Origin of the sequence: Paractinoplanes durhamensis (assembly GCF_016862175.1) — a bacterium.
GTDB lineage: Bacteria > Actinomycetota > Actinomycetes > Mycobacteriales > Micromonosporaceae > Actinoplanes > Actinoplanes durhamensis.
Window position 1 is genome coordinate 14,141 of sequence record NZ_BOML01000053.1, and the last position, 16,834, is coordinate 30,974.

Consider the following 16,834-nt stretch of genomic DNA (forward strand, 5'->3'; position numbering starts at 1 on the left):
GTTTGCGATGCTGGAGATCAATGCACTCCGCAAGGTCTACGGCGGTCACGGCCGCCAGGTCGAGGCGCTCGGCGACATCACGCTGACGGTCGAGGACGGCCAGTTCGTCTGCGTCGTCGGACCGTCCGGCTGCGGCAAGACCACGCTGCTGCGCTGCCTCGGCGGCCTGCTCGCGCCGACCTCGGGCGAGGTCAAGGTCGCCGGGCAGACGGTCACCGGGCCGCCGGACGGCCTGGCGATCGTCTTCCAGGAGTACGGGCGGAGCCTGTTCCCCTGGCTGCGGGTCGCCGAGAACATCGAGCTCCCGCTGAAGTCGAAGGGGGTCGGCAGGGCCGAACGCCGGAAGCTCGTCAGCGAGTCGCTGAGCGCGGTCGGTCTCGGCGACGCCGGCAAGGCCTACCCGTGGCAGCTCTCCGGCGGCATGCAGCAGCGCGTCGCGATCGCCCGGGCGATCGCCTTCCAGCCCAAGGTCATGCTCATGGACGAGCCGTTCGCGGCCGTCGACGCGCAGACCCGGGCCGACCTGGAAGACCTGGTCCGTACGGTGTGGCAGCGGTTCGGGATGACCATGCTGTTCGTCACGCACGACATCGACGAGGCGGTCTACCTGGGCGAACGGGTGGTGATGCTCTCCTCGTCACCGACCCACGTGCTGGAAAGCCTGGACATCGACCTGTCCGCCGAGCGCGACCAGCTCAAGACCCGGTCCGAGGCCCGCTTCGTCGAGCTGCGCTCGCACGTCTACGCCCGCATCCAGGAGGCCAAAGGCGCCGCCGCCCGCTAGGACGCGGCGGCCGGCAGCGGGTGGGCCGGCTCGCCGACCACGGCGTGGATCACATCGTCCAATGTGATCACGCCGAGCGGCCGCCGGCCGTCGCTCACCAGCACGATGTGCAGGCGGTCGCGGCGCATGGTGAGCAGCAGGTCGGCGAGCGTGCGGTCCGGCGGGACGGTGGCCAACGGCCGGATGATCTCGGCCGGGATGGGCAGGCTGCGCTGCCCCGCCGCGTACCCAAGAATGTCCTTGACGTGCACGAAGCCCAGCACCCGCCGGGTTTCCCGCTGCAGCACCGGGAAGCGGGACCGGCCGGTGCGGGTGGCCACCGCCTCGATCGTCGCCGGCGATACGTCGTCGGCCACCGTCGTCACCCCCGACCAGGGGCGCAGCGTGTCGGCGGCGGAGCGTTCGCTGAGGCCGAGGGCCGCGTGGATCCGGGCGTACTGCTCGGAGCCGAGCAGGCCCTCGCTGCGCGCCTGGGTGACCATGCCGGCCAGCTCCTCGGCGGTGAAGACCGTCTTCACCGCGTCGGTCGCCTCGATCTTCCACAGCTTCAGCACCGTGCGGGACGCCCAGCGCATCGCATTGAGGACCGGCTTGGTGGCGATGCAGAAGGCCAGCATGAACGGGCCGAGGATCAGCGCCGAGCGTTCCGGGCCGGCCAGCGTGATGTTTTTCGGCACCATCTCGCCGACGACCGTGTGCAGGAAGACCACCACGACCAGGGCCAGCACGAAGGCGACCGGGTGGATCATGTTTTCCGGCAGGCCGACCGACTCGAACGGACCCTCCAGCAGGTGCGCGAGGGCCGGCTCGGCGAGGGCGCCGAGGCCGAGCGAGCAGATGGTGATGCCGAGCTGAGCGCCGGCGATCATCAGCGGGATCTGGTTCATCGCCGAGAGCGCCCACTGGGCCCGCCGGGAGGTGGCGGCGAGCGGCTCCAACGCCGTCCGCCGCGAGGCGATCAGCGAGAACTCGCCACCCACGAAAAGGCCGTTGCCGAGCAGCAGCAGGATCGTGACCAGGATCTTAATCATCGGCGGGCTCCGGCGGCGAGACGACCCGGACCTGCTCGACCCGGTGCCGGTCGACCTCCATCACGGTGAACTCCCAGCCGTTGTCCAGCAGCGATTCGCCGACCACCGGGATGTGGCCGAGCCGGGCGAGCAGAAAACCGGCAAGCGTCTCGTACGGCCCCTCGGGCAGCGCGAACCCGGTCTGCTCCATCAGCTCGTCCTCGCGCAGCAGCCCGTCGACCAGGAAGGTCCGGCCCCCGCCCGGCGCCGTCAGGTCCTGCATGGCGGCCTCGGCGACCTCGGTGTCGTACTCGTCGGTGATCTCGCCGACCAGTTCCTCGATCAGGTCCTCGACGGTCACCACGCCGTCGGTGCCGCCGTACTCGTCGACCACGATCGCGAGGTCGGCGTCGGCGGCGCGCAGGGCGGACAGCACCTTGTCGAGGCTCAGGCTCTCCGGCACGTACACCGGCTCCTTGGAAATCGTCGCGACCGGGGTCGCGGCACGCCGCTCGAGTGGCACCCCGAGTGCGTCCGGCACCCCGGCCACCCCGGTGACCACGTCGATGGTGTTCTCGTAGACCGGGAAGCGGGTGTGCCCGGACTCCCGCGCCACCGCGATGAGGTCGGCCACGCTCGCGGTGGTCTTGAGCCCGACCACGTCGACCCGGGGGGTCATCGCCTTGGCGGCGCGTTTCTCGCCGAAGCGGATCGTGCGGCGCATCAGGGTGGCCGTCTCGGTCGGCAGCGCCCCGGCCCGGGCACTGATCGCGGCGAGCAGCCCCAGTTCCTCGGGCGAGCGGGCGCTGGCCAGCTCCTCCTGCGGCTCGATGCCGATCCGGCGGACGAGCCAGTTGGCCGAGCCGTTCAGGCCGGCGATCAGCCAGCGGAAGACCTTGGAGAACGTGCGCAGCGGTGCGGCGGTGGCCAGCGCGACCCGCATCGGCCGGGCCAGCGCCGCGTTCTTCGGCACCAGCTCGCCGAAGAGCATCGAGAGCAGGGTCGCCACGATCAGGGCGAGCGCGTGCGTGATCCCCTCGGTGGCGTCGCCGGCGATCGGCTCGACCAGCGGGTCGAAGAGCTTGGAGAGGGCCGGCTCGGCCAGATAGCCGGTGAGAATCGTGGCCAAGGTGATGCCGAGCTGGGTGCCGGACAGCTGGAACGAGAGCCCGTGCAGCACCTTCTGGACCGTCCGGGCCCGCCGGTCACCCTCGCGGGCACGCTTGTCGATCTCGGCCCGGTCGACCGTGACAAGCCCGAACTCGGCTGCCACGAAGAACGCGTTAGCCGCCGTGAGCAGCGCGAACGCCGCCAACGGGAGCACCGCGGTCAGGAGCACGCCGTCCATGATCGGTTTCACCTCGGTCCTTATTGTGCCGGACCGCTCATGCACATGCGTTAACACGGTCCCGCTCGACTCCCCGAATCGCCTGCGGTGGGCCCTCGGCGGCCCCGGGCGGCTACCGTCGTGGCATGAGCCTTGCGGAAGAGTTCCTGCTTCTGGCGTACGACGAGAGCGGCGCACCGCTGACCGACGGCACGCACCTGGACAACGGGCTCGGTGGTGCTCTCCTGCTCGAGCTGGCGCTCGCCGGGCGGGTCGACGTCGAGGACAAGCGGGTCGTGGTGCTTTCCACCGCGCCGACCGGCGATCCGCTGACCGACCAGGCGCTGGCCGCGATCGAGGCGGAGAAACCCCGCAAAGCCGGGCACTGGATCTCGAAGCTCGCCAAGCAGGCCCGCCCCCGGGTGCTCGAGAAGCTGGTCACCGAGGGTGTGCTCACCGTGGAGAAGGACAAGGTGCTGTGGGTGTTCCCGCGCACCCTCTACCCGCCGGCCACCGGCGAGCTGCCGGCCGTCGAGGCCGCGGCCCGCGAGCGGATCCGCGCCGCCGTCCTCGGCACCGGCCCGGTCGAGCCGCGCACGGCCGCGCTCTGTGCCCTGGTCGCCGCGACCGAGCTCGACCGCAAGGTGCTCCGCGACCTGGACCGTAAGCGGGTGACCGCCCGGCTCAAGGAGATCGGCGAGGGCTCCTGGGCGGCCGAGGCGGTCCGCAAGACGATCGAGGAGATCCAGGCCGCCGTGATGGTCGCGATCATCGCCTCGACCACCGCGGCAACCGCCGGCTCGAGCGCCTAGACCTCCTGCTTCAGCGAGCGGAGCAGCACGGTGGCCACGTCGACGACCTCGACGTTCTCCTGCTCGCCCTTGGCGGTCACGCCATCGCCGACCATCGTGTAGCAGAACGGGCAGCCGACCGCGATCGTCTTGGCACCGGTGGAGAGGGCCTCCTCGGTGCGCTCGATGTTGATCCGCTTGCCGATCCGCTCCTCCATCCACATGCGGGCACCGCCGGCGCCGCAGCAGAAGGAGCGTTCCTGGTTGCGCGGCATCTCTTTGATGTCGCCCGCGATCGCTGTCGTCAGGACCTCGCGGGGTGCGTCGAACACCCGGTTGTGCCGGCCCAGGTAGCAGGGGTCGTGGTAGGTGACGCCCCCCTCGATCGGTTGCACCGGCGTCAGCTTGCCGGTGGCGACCAGGTGGGCGAGCAGCTGGGTGTGGTGCACCACCTCGACCTTGAGGCCGAGCTGCTCGTACTCGTTGCCGAGCGTGTTGAAGCAGTGCGGGCAGGTCGCCACGATCTTCTTGACGTTCGCTTCCTGCAGCGTCTCGACGTTCTGCTGGGCGAGCATCTGGAAGACGAACTCGTTGCCGATCCGCCGGGCCGGGTCACCGGTGCAGGTCTCGCCCTCGCCGAGGATCGCGTAGTCGACGCCGGCTTCGTGCAGCAGCTTCGCCACCGCGCGGGTGGTCTTCTTGGCCCGGTCCTCGAACGCACCGGCGCAGCCGACCCAGAACAGGTACTCGAAGTCTTCCTTCTCGCCGACCCGCGGCACCTCGAAGTCCAGACCCTTGGTCCAGTCCTCCCGGGTGTTCTGCGGCGCGCCCCACGGGTTGCCCTTGTTCTCCAGGTTGCGGAGCATGACGCCGGCCTCGGACGGGAAGCTCGACTCGATCAGCACCTGATAGCGCCGCATGTCGACGATGTGGTCGATGTGCTCGATGTCGACCGGGCACTGCTCGACGCAGGCGCCGCAGGTGGTGCACGACCACAGCACGTCCGGGTCGATGACGCCCTGCTCCTCTTCGGTACCGATGAGCGGCCGGTTGCCCTCGGCGAGGGCGAGGACGTCCATGTGCGCGAGCTGCGCCTCGGTCGCCTTCTCCTCGCCGGTCAGGTCTTTACCGCCACCACCGAGAAGATAAGGAGCTTTTGCGTACGCGTGGTCGCGCAACGACAGCACCAGAAGCTTCGGCGACAGCGGCTTGGCCGTGTTCCACGCCGGGCACTGCGACTGGCAGCGGCCGCACTCGGTGCAGGTGGAGAAGTCGAGCAGGCCCTTCCAGGCGAACTGCTCGACCTGGGCGACCCCGAACTGGTCCTTCTCCGGGTCGGCCTCCTCGAAGTCGAGCGGCTTGCCCCCACTCATCATCGGCTTGAGCGCGCCCAGGCCGGAACCGGCCGGCTTCTCCGGGCTGCGCTTGAAGAAGATGTTGAAGAACGCCAGGAAGCGGTGCCAGGCCACGCCCATCGTCGGGTTGAGGCCGATCGTGATCAGCCAGCCCATCGAGATGAACAGCTTGGTCAGCGCCACCCAGGTCGGCCCGTCGTGCGCGGCCGGGAGCAGCGCGCCGACGCCGTGGCTGAGCGGGGTGGCCCAACTCGGGTACTCGAACGTGTCATTCGCGACCTTGAAGCCGCGGATCAGGAAGCCGCAGACCAGCACGCCGAGGATGACCGCCTCGACGACGTACGCCTGCCACATCGTCGAACCGGTGAACCGGCTGCGCTTGGCCCGGATCGCCTTCTGCCGCACGAAGATCAGGTAGAGGATGCCGGCCAGGCCGAGGATGCCGATCCACTCGGTGACGAACCCGTAGACCAGCCAGTGCCCGACGATCGGCAGCCCGCCCTCGGGGTCGACGACCTCGAAGTACGCCTCCACGACCAGCAGGAACAGGATCATGAAGGAGACCATCACCAGCCAGTGGGCGGCGCCGATCGCGCTCCACTTCAGCATCCGGGTGTGACCGAGCGTCTCGGTCAGCATCCGCTTGGTCCGGGTGCCCTTGTCGGTGAAGCGCTCCGGAGCCGGTTGGCCCTGCCGGATGACCGCGGTGATGGTCAAGACTGCTCGCGCCGCGAGCACCAAGGCCGTGATCGTGACGGCGCCCGCCAGGACGGTAGCGATGATCTGCGCTATCCCCACGTCGTGCCCTCCTCGAACGGCCATGCCCCTGCGCGGGTTCGCCGCACCGCCCGGAGGACGTCGCGTCGGCAGTCAGCATTGTCGGCCAATGTTACCCACGAGTAATAGACGGCCGCACGCGGCTGGTCAAGTGGCGCCGGGTAACGCCACAGGGCGCACACCGGTAGCCGAAAAGCGCACCCCGCACTTTGCGCGGGATGCGCTCAATTCGGACGAAGATCACACTACCCGCGCGAAGCGGGCACCGAGGGCTAACGCCAGCGGGACAGGATGCCCAGCGACGCGACCATGCATCCGAAGCCGACCGCGAGGTTCCAGTACGACCACGACTCCACCGGCCACTTCTGCGAGGACAGGTAGTAGACGACCAGCCACGCGATGCCGATCACGATCAACGCGACCGCCGTCATCGGCAGCCAGACCGGGCTCGGCTTCTTGGAAGCCGCTGCAGCCGCCGCTGGACGAATGTCCGTCGGCGGGGTGTAGACCTTCTTCTTGCGAACCTGAGACTTCGGCACGGTGCTCTCCTGAAGGGCAACAAGTGGTGAACAACCCACCGCTGAGCGGCTCGGGATGTGCCCGAATGCTGCCCGTGGCGAATACTGTTCGACAGCTAGCGTAGTCAAGGCGGCGCGCAGACAGGCAACCGCCAGGCAAGGAAAATGCCGGGCGAGGCATTTCGGGAGGCTGTTGCCTTAAATTCCGAAGGGATGAGGACGTGGAATACACGACCGGCGCGCCGTCGTGGCGACTCGTGCTGCGGCGGGCTGTGGGCGGCCTGCGACCTCGCCGGCGCACCCAGCGCACCCGCGGGTGGTCGGTCGTCGTCCCGCTGATCGCCCTCGCGGCCGGCCTGCTCTTCACCACCTCGGCGCGCACCGCCGACGGTACCCAGCTCCGCGACGACCGGCGTCCGCAGCTCGCCCAGGTGATCGCCGACAAGCGGGAACGCCTGCAAGACCGGGAGAAGGTCGCCGCCACCCTCCGCGCCGGGGTCGAGGCCGACTCGGCCCGGCTCGCCGAGACCGACCTGCCGGTCAAGGAGGCCCGGGAGCGGGCCGACGCACTGCGCGCCCAGGCCGGCTTCACCGCTCTCGCCGGGCCCGGCCTCACCGTCACCCTCAACGACTCACCCCGACGCGGTACGGATCTCGGCACGAACGCCCCCGACAATGACGACCTTGTCGTCCACCAGGGTGATGTTCAAGCGGTCGTGAACGCCATGTGGGCAGGTGGGGCCGAGGCAATGTCGATCATGGATGTCCGCGTCATCTCCACCAGCGCGGTACGCTGTGTCGGCAACACGCTGCTACTACACGGCCAGGTCTTCTCTCCACCATTCAAGATCACAGCGATCGGCGAACCCACAGCAATGCGTCGAGCGTTGGAATCCGCGGAGGGAGTCCAACAATTCCGGGACGCGGTGGCCGATTTCGGCCTCGGCTACACGGAAACCGTCGAGAGGAACGTGACTGTGCGGGCGTACGACGGGTCGAGTGACCTCCGATCCGCGCGGGTGGCCGAGTAATGGCTTCGGAGAACCACCCATCCCCTAACTCGGGACGCCACCGTGCCCCGGATGCCGACGCCCACACGGCGTACATCCCGAGAATCACCGACGCATCCGCCGACGGCGTCCCGGGCGGTCCATTGACGCCCCCGGTCGGCCTCGGCAGCGCGCCCGTCCCACCCGCGCCCACCGCGCCGCCATCCGGCCCGCCGCCATCCGGCCCGCCGGCACCGCCGAACGTCGCACCGAAGCCCGCGCCACCGGCGATTGCTCAGCCGACGGCCGCGCCGGCCCAGCCGCCGGTTCCGCCGGCCCGGCCCGGTGTTCCCTCGGCGGCGGAGACCGCCGTGATCGGCACCGACTCGGCCGCCGAGCGTCGCATCGCGGCCGCCCGCGCCGATTTCACCCGGCCCGCCTCCCCAGCCTTCGAGGGCCCGACCGTCCCCGCCGGACAGTCCCGCCCGACCGCTCCGCCGATTTCCGCGGCCCAGCACCCGCTGGCGGCCCACCCGGCGTCCGAGACGGTCGTCGCGACCCCTGGCTCCCCCGCCCCGAGCCCGACCGGCGCAAAAGCGGGAGCAGCCGATGACGTGCACGCCGCCGCGCTGGCGGCACGCCGCCGCACCCCGGAGCCGCCCCAGGCCGCGCCGGCCGGCGACAACGCGTTCGACTTCTTCGCCGCCGCGAGCGGCCCCGCGAGCGGCCCCGCAAACGCCGCCGCAAACGCCCCCGCGAGCCCGCCCGCCGAGCGATCCCAGCAGGCCGCCGCCTCCACGCCGGAGGTTGCCCGCCGCGAGGCCCCTCGCGCCCAGGCCAATACCGCCGCCGCACAGGCTCACGCCGCCGCCATGCAGGCCCATGCCACCGCGCAGGGTCACGGCGCCGCCGCCCAAGCCGGCCGGCCCAGCGCTTTCCCGGCCTCTTCCGCCGGAGCGGGCGCCTTCCCCGCCTCTCCCGCACCTGCTTCCGCCGGGAGCGGATTCCCCCGAAGCCCGGTGCCCGCCCGCCCTCAACCCGGCTTCGGCGGCCTTTCGCTGGATCCCAGCGAGACCACCGTCATCGGCGGGGACATGCCGACCGGCGTACTCCCCGCAGTGAAACCCAGGGAAGCCCACCCGCTGTCGGCAGTGCGCGAACCCACCGCTCTCATGTCCGCGGTGCCCGGGCTCGCGGCGAAGGCCGCGAAGGCCGGCGCCGACCCCGCCGCCGCGGTCGGCGCGGCCCAGGCCCCACCGGTACGACCGGGCGGCCCGGCGCGAAACCCGGAACCGTTCGACGAGAGCGAGGACGTGAAGCCGAAACGCGGTGAGCGGGTGGTCAAGCTGCGGCCCGAGCAGACCGGCGAGGGATACAAGAGCGTGTATTCCGAGCTGACCCGGCCGACGGTGGGCTCCCGGATCCGGGCCGGCGTCCGGTTCTCCGGCGAGCTGATGATCACCTTCGGTCTGATCATCCTGCTGTTCGCGGGCTACGAGGTGTTCGGCAATTCGGCCAAGGTGCAGGACGAGCAGGACACCCTGGCCAGCGAGCTCGACCAGCAGTGGAGCGACCCGACCGTGGCGCCGACCACCACGTCGGCCGCGAAGGCGCCGGCCGCGCCCGGGAACGGCCTGGTCGGCCGCCTCTACATCCCGAAGCTCGACAAGGAGTGGGTGGTCGTCAACGGTGTCCGCCCGCAGGACATCAAGTACGCGCCCGGCCACTACCCGGACACCGCGCTCCCCGGCCAGGTCGGCAACTTCTCGGTGGCCGGCCACCGGATCCGGAAGATCTTCTGGCGGCTCGACGAGCTGAAGCCGGGTGACGTGATCGGCGTCGAGACCAAGGACTACTGGTACGTCTACAAGGTCTACGGCCACGAGGTCGTCAAGCCGAGCGCCGTCGAGGTCGTCGCCGCGGTCCCCGACAAGCCGGGCCTGAAGCCGACCAAGTCGCTGCTCACGCTGACCACGTGCAACCCGAAGTTCAACAACTACCAGCGGCTCATCGTGCACGCCGAGCTGGCTTCGAAGGTGCCGCGCAACCAGTCCCTGGCCGACGCCGGCATGCCGGCCGAGATGAAGGCGTAGGGCGATGTACGCCTGGATCTGGCGCAAACTTCCGTTCGGCACCCCGGGCAAGCTGCTCGGGTCGCTCGGCCTGATCGCCGCGACCGGCGCCCTGCTCTGGTACGTCGTCTTCCCCTGGGCGACCCCGCTGTTGCCGTTCGACGACGTGCAGGTGGGCTCGGGCACCGAGCAGCAGGGCCCGGCCCAGGAAGACCCGAACGTCATCTCGTCGACAAGTGTCGACGGCCCCGACGAGATCCCCTACAGCACCGAATCCAACGCCCCGCACCCGTCGGGCAGTGCCTCCCCGTCCAAGTCGAAGACCGCTCTCCCAGGTGATTGACGTGCGCATCCTCGTTATCGACAACTACGACTCATTCGTCTTCAACCTGGTGCAATACCTCGGCCAGCTCGGTGCCGAGTGCGAGGTGCGGCGCAACGACGAGATCTCGGTCGCCGACGTCGGCACCTTCGGCGCCGCCGGCATTCTGCTTTCACCGGGCCCGGGCACGCCGGAACGCGCCGGCATCATGATGGACACCATTCGGGCGTACGCCGGGAAGGTCCCGATGTTCGGGGTTTGTCTCGGCCATCAGGCGTTCGGCGCGGCCTTCGGTGCCACCGTGACCCGCGCCCCGGAGCTGCTGCACGGCAAGACGTCCGAAGTGCACCACACCGGTGCGGGCGTGCTGGCCGGCCTGCCCGAGCCCTTCACCGCGACCCGCTACCACTCGCTGGCGGTCGTGCCGGAGACGCTGCCGGACGAGATCGAGGTGACCGGCCGCACCGAGTCCGGCATCGTGATGGCCATGCGCCACCGCACCCTGCCGATCGAGGGCGTGCAGTTCCACCCGGAGTCGGTGCTCACCGAGGGCGGCCACACCATGCTGGCGAACTGGCTGGCCTCCTGCGGCCTGCCGTCGGCGCTGGAGAAGGCCCCGCCGCTGGCCGCCGAGGTCGAGACCCGGCGGCGAGCGGCTTTCGCCTCAGCCTGACCCGTTGGGTCCGGCTGTCAGTCGTCCTGCCGGACCACGGCCAGGGTCTGCCCGACCACCTCGCCGGCACCGTTACCTCCGGTGCCGGGCGTCGAGGTGTCGCCGGGCGACGGGTCGCCGCTCGGGTCGGTGGTGACTTCACCGATCACCGTGAGCGTGACGTTGTCACCCTTCGCGATCTTGGCATCCGGCTTCGGGTCCTGCGCGACGACCGTGCCGACCACCGCGTTCGGGTCGTTCGAGGTGACCTCTTTGGTGCCGACGTTCAGCGACCCGCCGCCGACCTGGGCGAGGACGGCCTTGGCCTCCCCCTCCGACAGATCGGTCACCTTCGGCATCTTGAGCTGGTTGGCCTTGGAGATGCTGACCGTGATCTCGGTGCCCGGGTCGACCTTCTCGCCCTGCTTCTCCACCGCGACCACCTGGTCGAGCGGGGCGGAACTGCTGACCGGCTTGAACTCCACCTTGAGGCCGAGGCCGGTCAGGGTGGACTCGGCGTTCTGCTTGGTGCCGCCGACCAGGTTGGTCGGCACCGGGACCTCGTCGGGCTTGTTGCAGATCACGTAGCTGATCGTCTGGTCCGTGGTGACGTTCGCGTTCGGCTGGGGATCCTGGCTCTGGATCTTGCCGTCGCAGTCCGCGCCGGTGGTCGGCGTCCCCGGCGAGACGTTGTTGAGGCCCTTCGCCGTGAGCAGAGCCCGAGCCTGCTGGTCGGTCTTGCCGATCAGGCTGGGCACCGGAACGGTGGCCGCCTGCTGATTGCCCTTGTCGCCGTTCTTGTCGTCATTGCGCGACATCGCCAGCGCGACGCCGAGCACGACCACCACCAGCACGCCGAGGGCGGCCAGCGCGGCCATCACCCAGGACGAGTTGCGGCGCTCCGGCTCGCGCGGCGGCATGCCGCCGACCGGGCGCTGCATGGTGGTGGCGGCCTGCGGCTGCCACTGCCGGGTCTGCTGACCCTGCATGGCCATCGTTTCGGCCTCGCTCATCACCGGCGTGGCCAGCACCGGGCGACCGGAGACGGCGCGCAACGCGTCGGCGCGCATCTCCTGTGCACTCTGGTACCGGTTCATCGGGTTTTTCGCGAGGGCCTTCAGGACGATCGCGTCGACGTCCCGCGGAACCTCGGGGACGACGTCGCTGGGCGCCCGCGGGTCTTCCCGGACGTGCTGGTAGGCCACGCTCACCGGGCTGTCGCCGACGAACGGCGGGTGCCCGACGAGCAGCTCGAAGAGGACACAGCCCGCCGCGTACACATCGGAGCGGGCGTCGACCGACTCGCCGCGAGCCTGCTCGGGCGAAAGATATTGAGCCGTGCCGATCACCGCACTGGTCTGCGTCATGGTGGTCGCACCGCTGGCCAGGGCCCGGGCGATGCCGAAGTCCATCACCTTGACCTGGCCGTTCTGCGTGATCATCACGTTGCCGGGCTTAATGTCCCGGTGGATGATCCCGTGCCGGTGGCTGAACTCGAGGGCCGCGCAGATGTCCGCGATGATCTCGAGCGCCCGGCGCGTCTGCAGCCGCTGCTCCTGGGCGAGAACTTCCTTGAGGGTCCGTCCGTTGACGAACTCCATCACGATGAACGGCAGCTTCTCGCCGGTCGAGGAGAGCTCCTCGCCGGTGTCGTAGACGGCGACGATCGCCGGGTGGTTCAGCGCCGCGGAATTCTGCGCCTCACGCCGGAAGCGTTCCTGGAAGGTCGGGTCGCGTGCCAGGTCGGAGCGCAGGCTCTTGATGGCCACGTCGCGGCCAAGCCGGAGATCGCGTCCCCGGTGCACCTCGGCCATACCGCCGTAGCCCAGCAGCTCGCCGACCTGGTACCTGCCACCGAGCAGGCGGGCCTGCGCCGTCATAGCGTCTGTCGTCCTTCGTTAGCTCGGTTCCAGCCGGGTTTGGCTCCCGCCTGTCTGGTTAGACGGTACGGCGCCGCCCACGGTTCACTGTCGGCGGTGCCCATCTGAGCGACGACCACCGCGGCGGGCCGATCAGTCAGTGCGCTACTGGTGCCATTCTGCTTGCTCTGCTTGTAGAGGAACGAGATGACACCCGCACAGAGCAGCACCAACAGCGCGAGAACGACGGCCAGGACGATCAGCACCTGACGGCCGGCCGAACTCTCCGGCTTTCCCACCGACATCGGCTGCGACTGAGCCGGTTGCGCCGGGGCGGGCCGAGCCGGGGCATACGGCGGGCGGTACGCCTGCGGCTGCGCTTGCGGCTGCTGGATCGGCGGACCGGACGGCACGGAAGCGGCGCCGCGGGCGCCCGACGTGGGTCGCGGCACCGGAGGGTACGGCGGGCGGGCGCTGCCGGAGATCGGGGAACTCGAGATCGGCGGGCCCGCGGGGCTGGCCGGTGCGGCCGCGCGAGCGGGCTGGCCGGCCGACTGGTGCGAGTTGGTGGCCAGCGCCGAGGCGGCCTGCCGGGCCACCGCGGCCATCGCCGAGGCGGACGGCCAGCGGGTCGACGGGTCCTTGGCCAGCGCACGGTCCACGATGGCGCGCACCGACGGCGGGATGTCGGCGGGCAGCGGCCGGGGCGTCTCCCGGACGTGCTTCATCGCGATCTCGATCGGCGTGGCGCCGTCGAACGGACGGTGCCCGGAGAGGCACTGATAGGCGACCACGCCCAGCGCGTAGACATCGGACGCCGGCGTGGCGCCCTCGCCGGAGGCCTGCTCCGGCGAGATGTACGACGCGGTGCCGAGCACCGAGCCGGCCACGGTCAACTGGCCGACCAGGGCCGACCGGGCGATGCCGAAGTCGGTGAGCACCAGCGTGCCGTTCGGGCGGACCAGCAGGTTGCCCGGCTTCACGTCGCGGTGCACGATGCCGTTCGCGTGCGCGGCCTGCAGAGCGTCGGCGGCCTGGGCGACCAGGGCCATCGTGCGGGCCGGGGTGAGCCGGCCGACCCGGCTCAGCGTGCGGGACAGAGCGTCGCCCTCGACGTACTCCATGACCAGGAACGCGAGCTGCTGGTCACTGCCGTAGTCGTAGACGTCGACGACCCCGGGGTGGTTGATCGTGGCCATGGTGCGGGCCTCGCCGCGGAACCGCTCGGCGAAGCCGGGCTCGTCCAGCAGGGCCGGGAGCAGGATCTTGACCGCAACCGTCCGGCCCAGCACCTCGTCGGTGCCGCGCCACACGTCGCCCATCCCACCGCCGGCGATGCGCTCGTCGAGGCGGTAGCGGCCGCCGAGGGTCACCCCAGGGCTGATCATTCAGTCCCCTCCCCCGCCGGCAACAGCCTTCATGATGAGACCGGAGATTCGGGCAGCCTCGGCACTGGCATGGCCACCGGACACGTTCTCCAGCATGACGCAGACCGCCGAGATCGGCTCACCCTTGTCGTTGTAGGCGAAGCCGATGAACCAGCCGTGCGGGTCGGCACCGACCGCGTTCTGCGCCGTGCCGGTCTTGCCGCCGACCGTGTAGCCGCTGATCTTGGCCTTCTTGCCGGTGCCGTTCTCCACGACGCTGACCATCATGTCCTTGAGGTCGCCGGCGACGGTGTCGCTGATCGGCGTGCGCGCGACCTTCGGGCTGGCCGTGTAGATGGTCCGGCGGTCCGGGCTGAGTTCCTTCTCCACCAGGTAGGGCCGCATCTGCTTGCCGCCGTTCGCCACCGTGGCGGCGATCATCGCGCCCTGGATGGCGGTCATCCGCACATCCCGCTGGCCGATCGACGACTGGGCCAGCGCGCCCTTGTCGACGCTGCCGTCCGGGTTGGCGATGTCACCGGTGTGGCTGGCCGCCACCGGCAGGCCGCTGCCGGTCAGGTTGCCGACGGTCAGCTTGTCGTCCTCGAAGCCGAACGCCTTCGCCATCTCGACGACCTTGTCCCGGCCGAGCTTGACGCCCAGCTTCGCGAAACCGGTGTTGCAGCTCTCGGTCAGCGCTTCCTTCAGCGAGATCTGGCTGCCCGGGCAGACCTCGTCCTCGGCGTTGCGGATGACCGCGCCGCTCTCCGAGTAGCTGCTGCCGGCCGGGATCTCGGTCTGCTGGGTGTACTGCCCGCTGCTGAGCGCCGCCGCCGAGATGATCACCTTCATCGTCGAGCCGGGCGGCAGCGTCTCCTGGGTAGCCCGGTTGAGCAGCGGCTGGTCGTCGTCCTTGAGCAGCTTGTTGTATGCCGCCGCGGCCGACTTCTCGTTGTGGCTGACCAGCGGGTTCGGGTCGTAGCTGGGGATCGACACCATCGCCTGGACCGCGCCGGTCCGCGGATCGATCGCGACCGCGGCACCCTTCTTCACGTTCCGCTCGTTGTTGAGCAGTTCCTTGTACGCAGTCTCCTGCGCCTTGGTGTTCAGCGAGAGGACGATGTTGCCGCCGCCGGTGTTGTTGCCGGTGAACATGTCCTTCACCCGGTCGGCGAAGAGCTTGTCGCTCTCCCCGGAGAGGAAGTCGTTCTCGCTGGCCTCGATCCCGGTCGCGGCCAGGCTGACCGGCCGGTAGCCGAGGACCGGAGCGTAGATCTCCTTCTTCGGGTAGACCCGCAGGTATTTCAGGGCGTCCTCGGTCACCTGGTTCTGCGCCAGGCCCTTGCCACCCGCCTCGATCACGCCACGCGGCCGTTCGTACTGCGCGACGACGACCCGGCGGTTGAAGTCATTGGTACGGTATTCGTCGGCTTTGTAGGCCTGAACCCAGTTCAGGTTCGCGAACAGCAGGCCGAACAGGACGAGGATGACCACGCCCGCTCGTCGCAGGGGAGCGTTCACGGCTGGATCACCTCCGTCATGGCGCCGTGCAGTTGAGTGGGTGCTTTCTTGGGTCCGGGACCCGGGCGGTCGGAGCCGCCGCCGCTGTTCGCCGGGCCGCGGGCCGCGTTCGAGATCCGCAGCAGCATCGCGATGAGCAGCCAGTTCGCCATCAGCGACGAACCACCCGCGGACAGGAACGGGGTGGTCTGGCCGGTGAGCGGAATGAGTCCGGTGATACCACCCAGGATGACGAAGACCTGCAAGCCCAGGGTGAACGCGAGGCCACCGGCGACCAGCTTGCCGAACGAGTCCCGCACCCCCAGGCCGGCCCGCAGCCCCCGCTCGACGATCAGCAGGTAGACCACGAGCAGCGCGGCCAGGCCGAACAGGCCGATCTCCTCGCCCATGCCGGCGAAGATGAAGTCGGTCTGCACCTCGGGCACGAACCGCGGTGAGCCGGCCCCCGGCCCGGAACCGAACAGCCCGCCGGTGCCCAGCGACAGCAAGCTCTGCACCAGCTGATAACTGCCGCCGTTGCGCTCGTAGTTGGAGAGGGCGAACGGGTCGAGCCAGACCTGGGCGCGGTCGTAGAAGTTGGCGAACGGGCCGCCCACCGATGCGCCCAGGAGGTAGGCCAGGTAGACGCCGCCGAAGAAGAGCAGCAGACCGATGATCAGCCAGCTGGCCCGCTCGGTGGCGACGTAGAGCGTCACCACGAACAGCCCGAAGTAGAGCAGCGCGGTGCCCAGGTCCTTCTCGAAGACGAGGACCAGGAGACTGAGCAGCCAGACCGTGACGACCGGACCGAGGTCGCGGCCGCGCGGGAAGTCGATGCCGACGAACCGCTTGCTGGCCAGCGAGAGCACCTCGCGCTTGCGGACCAGGTAGTAGGCGAAGAACGACACCAGCGCGAGCTTCGCGAACTCACCGGGCTGGATCGAGAACCCGCCCAGCTTGATCCACAGCTTGGCGCCGTTGACCTCGGACAGGCTGCTCGGCAGCACCGCCGGGATCATCACCAGCACGATGCCCACGAGCCCGAGGGTGTACGCGTATCGCGAGACCACCTTGTGGTCGCGAACCACCAGCAGCAGGACCGCGGCGAGCACGAGCGAGCCGAGCGTCCAGGCCAGCTGACGTCCGCCGATACCCGCGAAGATCCCCGGGACCGGCAGTTTCTCGGAGAGCGCGTCACCGATGTCGAGTCGGCGCAGGAACCCCACGCCCAGCCCGTTGATCAGGGCGACGGCCGGGATGAGCACCGGATCCGCATACGGCGCGGTGAACCGGACGACGACGTGCAGGCCCAGGAAGAGCACGCTGAGCAGAGCCGCCGGCACCCAGAACGTCGGGGTGATCTCGCCGATCCGGTTGGCCTCGACGGTGGCGCCGTACGCCGCCACCAGGACCATCACGAAGGCGAGCAGACCGAGTTCCGCGTTGCGGTGGGTCTTCATCCCCGGGATACGCGACATCTCACCCGTGGAAGCGGGCGAAGGAGCCGGTAC

Annotated in this window: 14 protein-coding genes; 6 read left to right on the forward strand and 8 right to left on the reverse strand. The window is 69.8% G+C overall.

The genetic code is table 11. From position 1 onward, the window contains the following. Positions 1 to 7 precede the first annotated feature (7 nt). A complete protein-coding gene (locus Adu01nite_RS32815) occupies positions 8 to 784 on the forward strand; it encodes an ABC transporter ATP-binding protein (protein WP_203732763.1) in 777 nt (258 codons plus the stop codon). Here Adu01nite_RS32815 and Adu01nite_RS32820 read toward each other — a convergent pair. Together Adu01nite_RS32820 and Adu01nite_RS32825 are read right to left on the reverse strand one after the other, a co-directional pair. Beyond that, complete coding sequence (locus Adu01nite_RS32820) at positions 781 to 1,815, reverse strand: hemolysin family protein (protein WP_203732765.1); 1,035 nt, start codon at positions 1,813 to 1,815, stop codon at positions 781 to 783. The two genes, Adu01nite_RS32815 and Adu01nite_RS32820, sit on opposite strands and share 4 nt — an antisense overlap. After that, a complete protein-coding gene (locus Adu01nite_RS32825; protein WP_203732767.1) occupies positions 1,808 to 3,142 on the reverse strand; it encodes a hemolysin family protein in 1,335 nt (444 codons plus the stop codon). Before Adu01nite_RS32825 ends, Adu01nite_RS32820 begins: the two co-directional genes overlap by 8 nt. Positions 3,143 to 3,267: 125 nt before the next feature. On the opposite strand from Adu01nite_RS32825, the gene Adu01nite_RS32830 reads away from it, so the two are divergent. Next, on the forward strand, positions 3,268 to 3,933 hold the full coding sequence (locus Adu01nite_RS32830) for a GOLPH3/VPS74 family protein (protein WP_203732769.1): 666 nt from the start codon (positions 3,268 to 3,270) through the stop codon (positions 3,931 to 3,933). On the opposite strand, the gene Adu01nite_RS32835 is transcribed toward Adu01nite_RS32830, so the two are convergent. Further along, positions 3,930 to 6,065, reverse strand: coding sequence for a (Fe-S)-binding protein (locus Adu01nite_RS32835; protein ID WP_203732771.1), 2,136 nt, complete (start codon positions 6,063 to 6,065; stop codon positions 3,930 to 3,932). The two genes, Adu01nite_RS32830 and Adu01nite_RS32835, sit on opposite strands and share 4 nt — an antisense overlap. Positions 6,066 to 6,316: 251 nt before the next feature. Further along, positions 6,317 to 6,583, reverse strand: a complete 267-nt coding sequence (locus tag Adu01nite_RS32840) for a cell division protein CrgA (protein WP_203732772.1) — start codon at positions 6,581 to 6,583, stop codon at positions 6,317 to 6,319. Between the two features lie 200 nt (positions 6,584 to 6,783). On the opposite strand from Adu01nite_RS32840, the gene Adu01nite_RS32845 reads away from it, so the two are divergent. The 4 genes from Adu01nite_RS32845 (at position 6,784) to Adu01nite_RS32860 (ending at position 10,618) form a co-directional block, all read left to right on the forward strand. Next, positions 6,784 to 7,593: a DUF881 domain-containing protein gene (locus Adu01nite_RS32845; protein ID WP_203732774.1), complete on the forward strand. Its 810-nt coding sequence runs from the start codon at positions 6,784 to 6,786 to the stop codon at positions 7,591 to 7,593. A gap of 329 nt (positions 7,594 to 7,922) precedes the next feature. Further along, positions 7,923 to 9,644: a class E sortase gene (locus tag Adu01nite_RS48080; RefSeq protein ID WP_239132868.1), complete on the forward strand. Its 1,722-nt coding sequence runs from the start codon at positions 7,923 to 7,925 to the stop codon at positions 9,642 to 9,644. Positions 9,645 to 9,648: 4 nt separating this feature from the next. Further along, positions 9,649 to 9,966, forward strand: coding sequence for a hypothetical protein (locus Adu01nite_RS32855; protein WP_203732776.1), 318 nt, complete (start codon positions 9,649 to 9,651; stop codon positions 9,964 to 9,966). 1 nt (position 9,967) lies between these two features. Next, positions 9,968 to 10,618, forward strand: a complete 651-nt coding sequence (locus tag Adu01nite_RS32860) for an aminodeoxychorismate/anthranilate synthase component II (RefSeq protein WP_203732778.1) — start codon at positions 9,968 to 9,970, stop codon at positions 10,616 to 10,618. 17 nt (positions 10,619 to 10,635) lie between these two features. Here the strand turns inward: Adu01nite_RS32860 and pknB are convergent, their stop codons facing one another. Genes pknB through Adu01nite_RS32880 form a run of 4 tightly spaced genes read right to left on the reverse strand, consistent with a single transcriptional unit; the run spans position 10,636 to position 16,801 of the window. Continuing rightward, on the reverse strand, positions 10,636 to 12,477 hold the full coding sequence (gene pknB / locus Adu01nite_RS32865) for a Stk1 family PASTA domain-containing Ser/Thr kinase (protein WP_203732780.1): 1,842 nt from the start codon (positions 12,475 to 12,477) through the stop codon (positions 10,636 to 10,638). Next, entirely contained in the window at positions 12,474 to 13,844 is a 1,371-nt protein-coding gene (locus Adu01nite_RS32870) for a serine/threonine-protein kinase (RefSeq protein ID WP_203732782.1), read from the reverse strand. The genes pknB and Adu01nite_RS32870 overlap by 4 nt, the downstream gene beginning before the upstream one ends. Then, on the reverse strand, positions 13,845 to 15,344 hold the full coding sequence (locus tag Adu01nite_RS32875) for a peptidoglycan D,D-transpeptidase FtsI family protein (protein WP_203732784.1): 1,500 nt from the start codon (positions 15,342 to 15,344) through the stop codon (positions 13,845 to 13,847). It lies immediately after the preceding gene. Beyond that, on the reverse strand, positions 15,341 to 16,801 hold the full coding sequence (locus tag Adu01nite_RS32880) for an FtsW/RodA/SpoVE family cell cycle protein (protein ID WP_203732786.1): 1,461 nt from the start codon (positions 16,799 to 16,801) through the stop codon (positions 15,341 to 15,343). Before Adu01nite_RS32880 ends, Adu01nite_RS32875 begins: the two co-directional genes overlap by 4 nt. Positions 16,802 to 16,834: the final 33 nt, after the last annotated feature.

What these genes read in the sequence shown, in the direction of transcription:
- Adu01nite_RS32815 (WP_203732763.1), top strand. Translation starts at nt 8, where the DNA reads ATGCTGGAGATCAATGCACTCCGCAAGGTCTACGGCGGTCACGGCCGC.
- Adu01nite_RS32820 (WP_203732765.1), bottom strand. Translation starts at nt 1,815, where the DNA reads ATGATTAAGATCCTGGTCACGATCCTGCTGCTGCTCGGCAACGGCCTT.
- Adu01nite_RS32825 (WP_203732767.1), bottom strand. Translation starts at nt 3,142, where the DNA reads ATGGACGGCGTGCTCCTGACCGCGGTGCTCCCGTTGGCGGCGTTCGCG.
- Adu01nite_RS32830 (WP_203732769.1), top strand. Translation starts at nt 3,268, where the DNA reads ATGAGCCTTGCGGAAGAGTTCCTGCTTCTGGCGTACGACGAGAGCGGC.
- Adu01nite_RS32855 (WP_203732776.1), top strand. Translation starts at nt 9,649, where the DNA reads ATGTACGCCTGGATCTGGCGCAAACTTCCGTTCGGCACCCCGGGCAAG.
- pknB (WP_203732780.1), bottom strand. Translation starts at nt 12,477, where the DNA reads ATGACGGCGCAGGCCCGCCTGCTCGGTGGCAGGTACCAGGTCGGCGAG.
- Adu01nite_RS32870 (WP_203732782.1), bottom strand. Translation starts at nt 13,844, where the DNA reads ATGATCAGCCCTGGGGTGACCCTCGGCGGCCGCTACCGCCTCGACGAG.
- Adu01nite_RS32880 (WP_203732786.1), bottom strand. Translation starts at nt 16,801, where the DNA reads ATGTCGCGTATCCCGGGGATGAAGACCCACCGCAACGCGGAACTCGGT.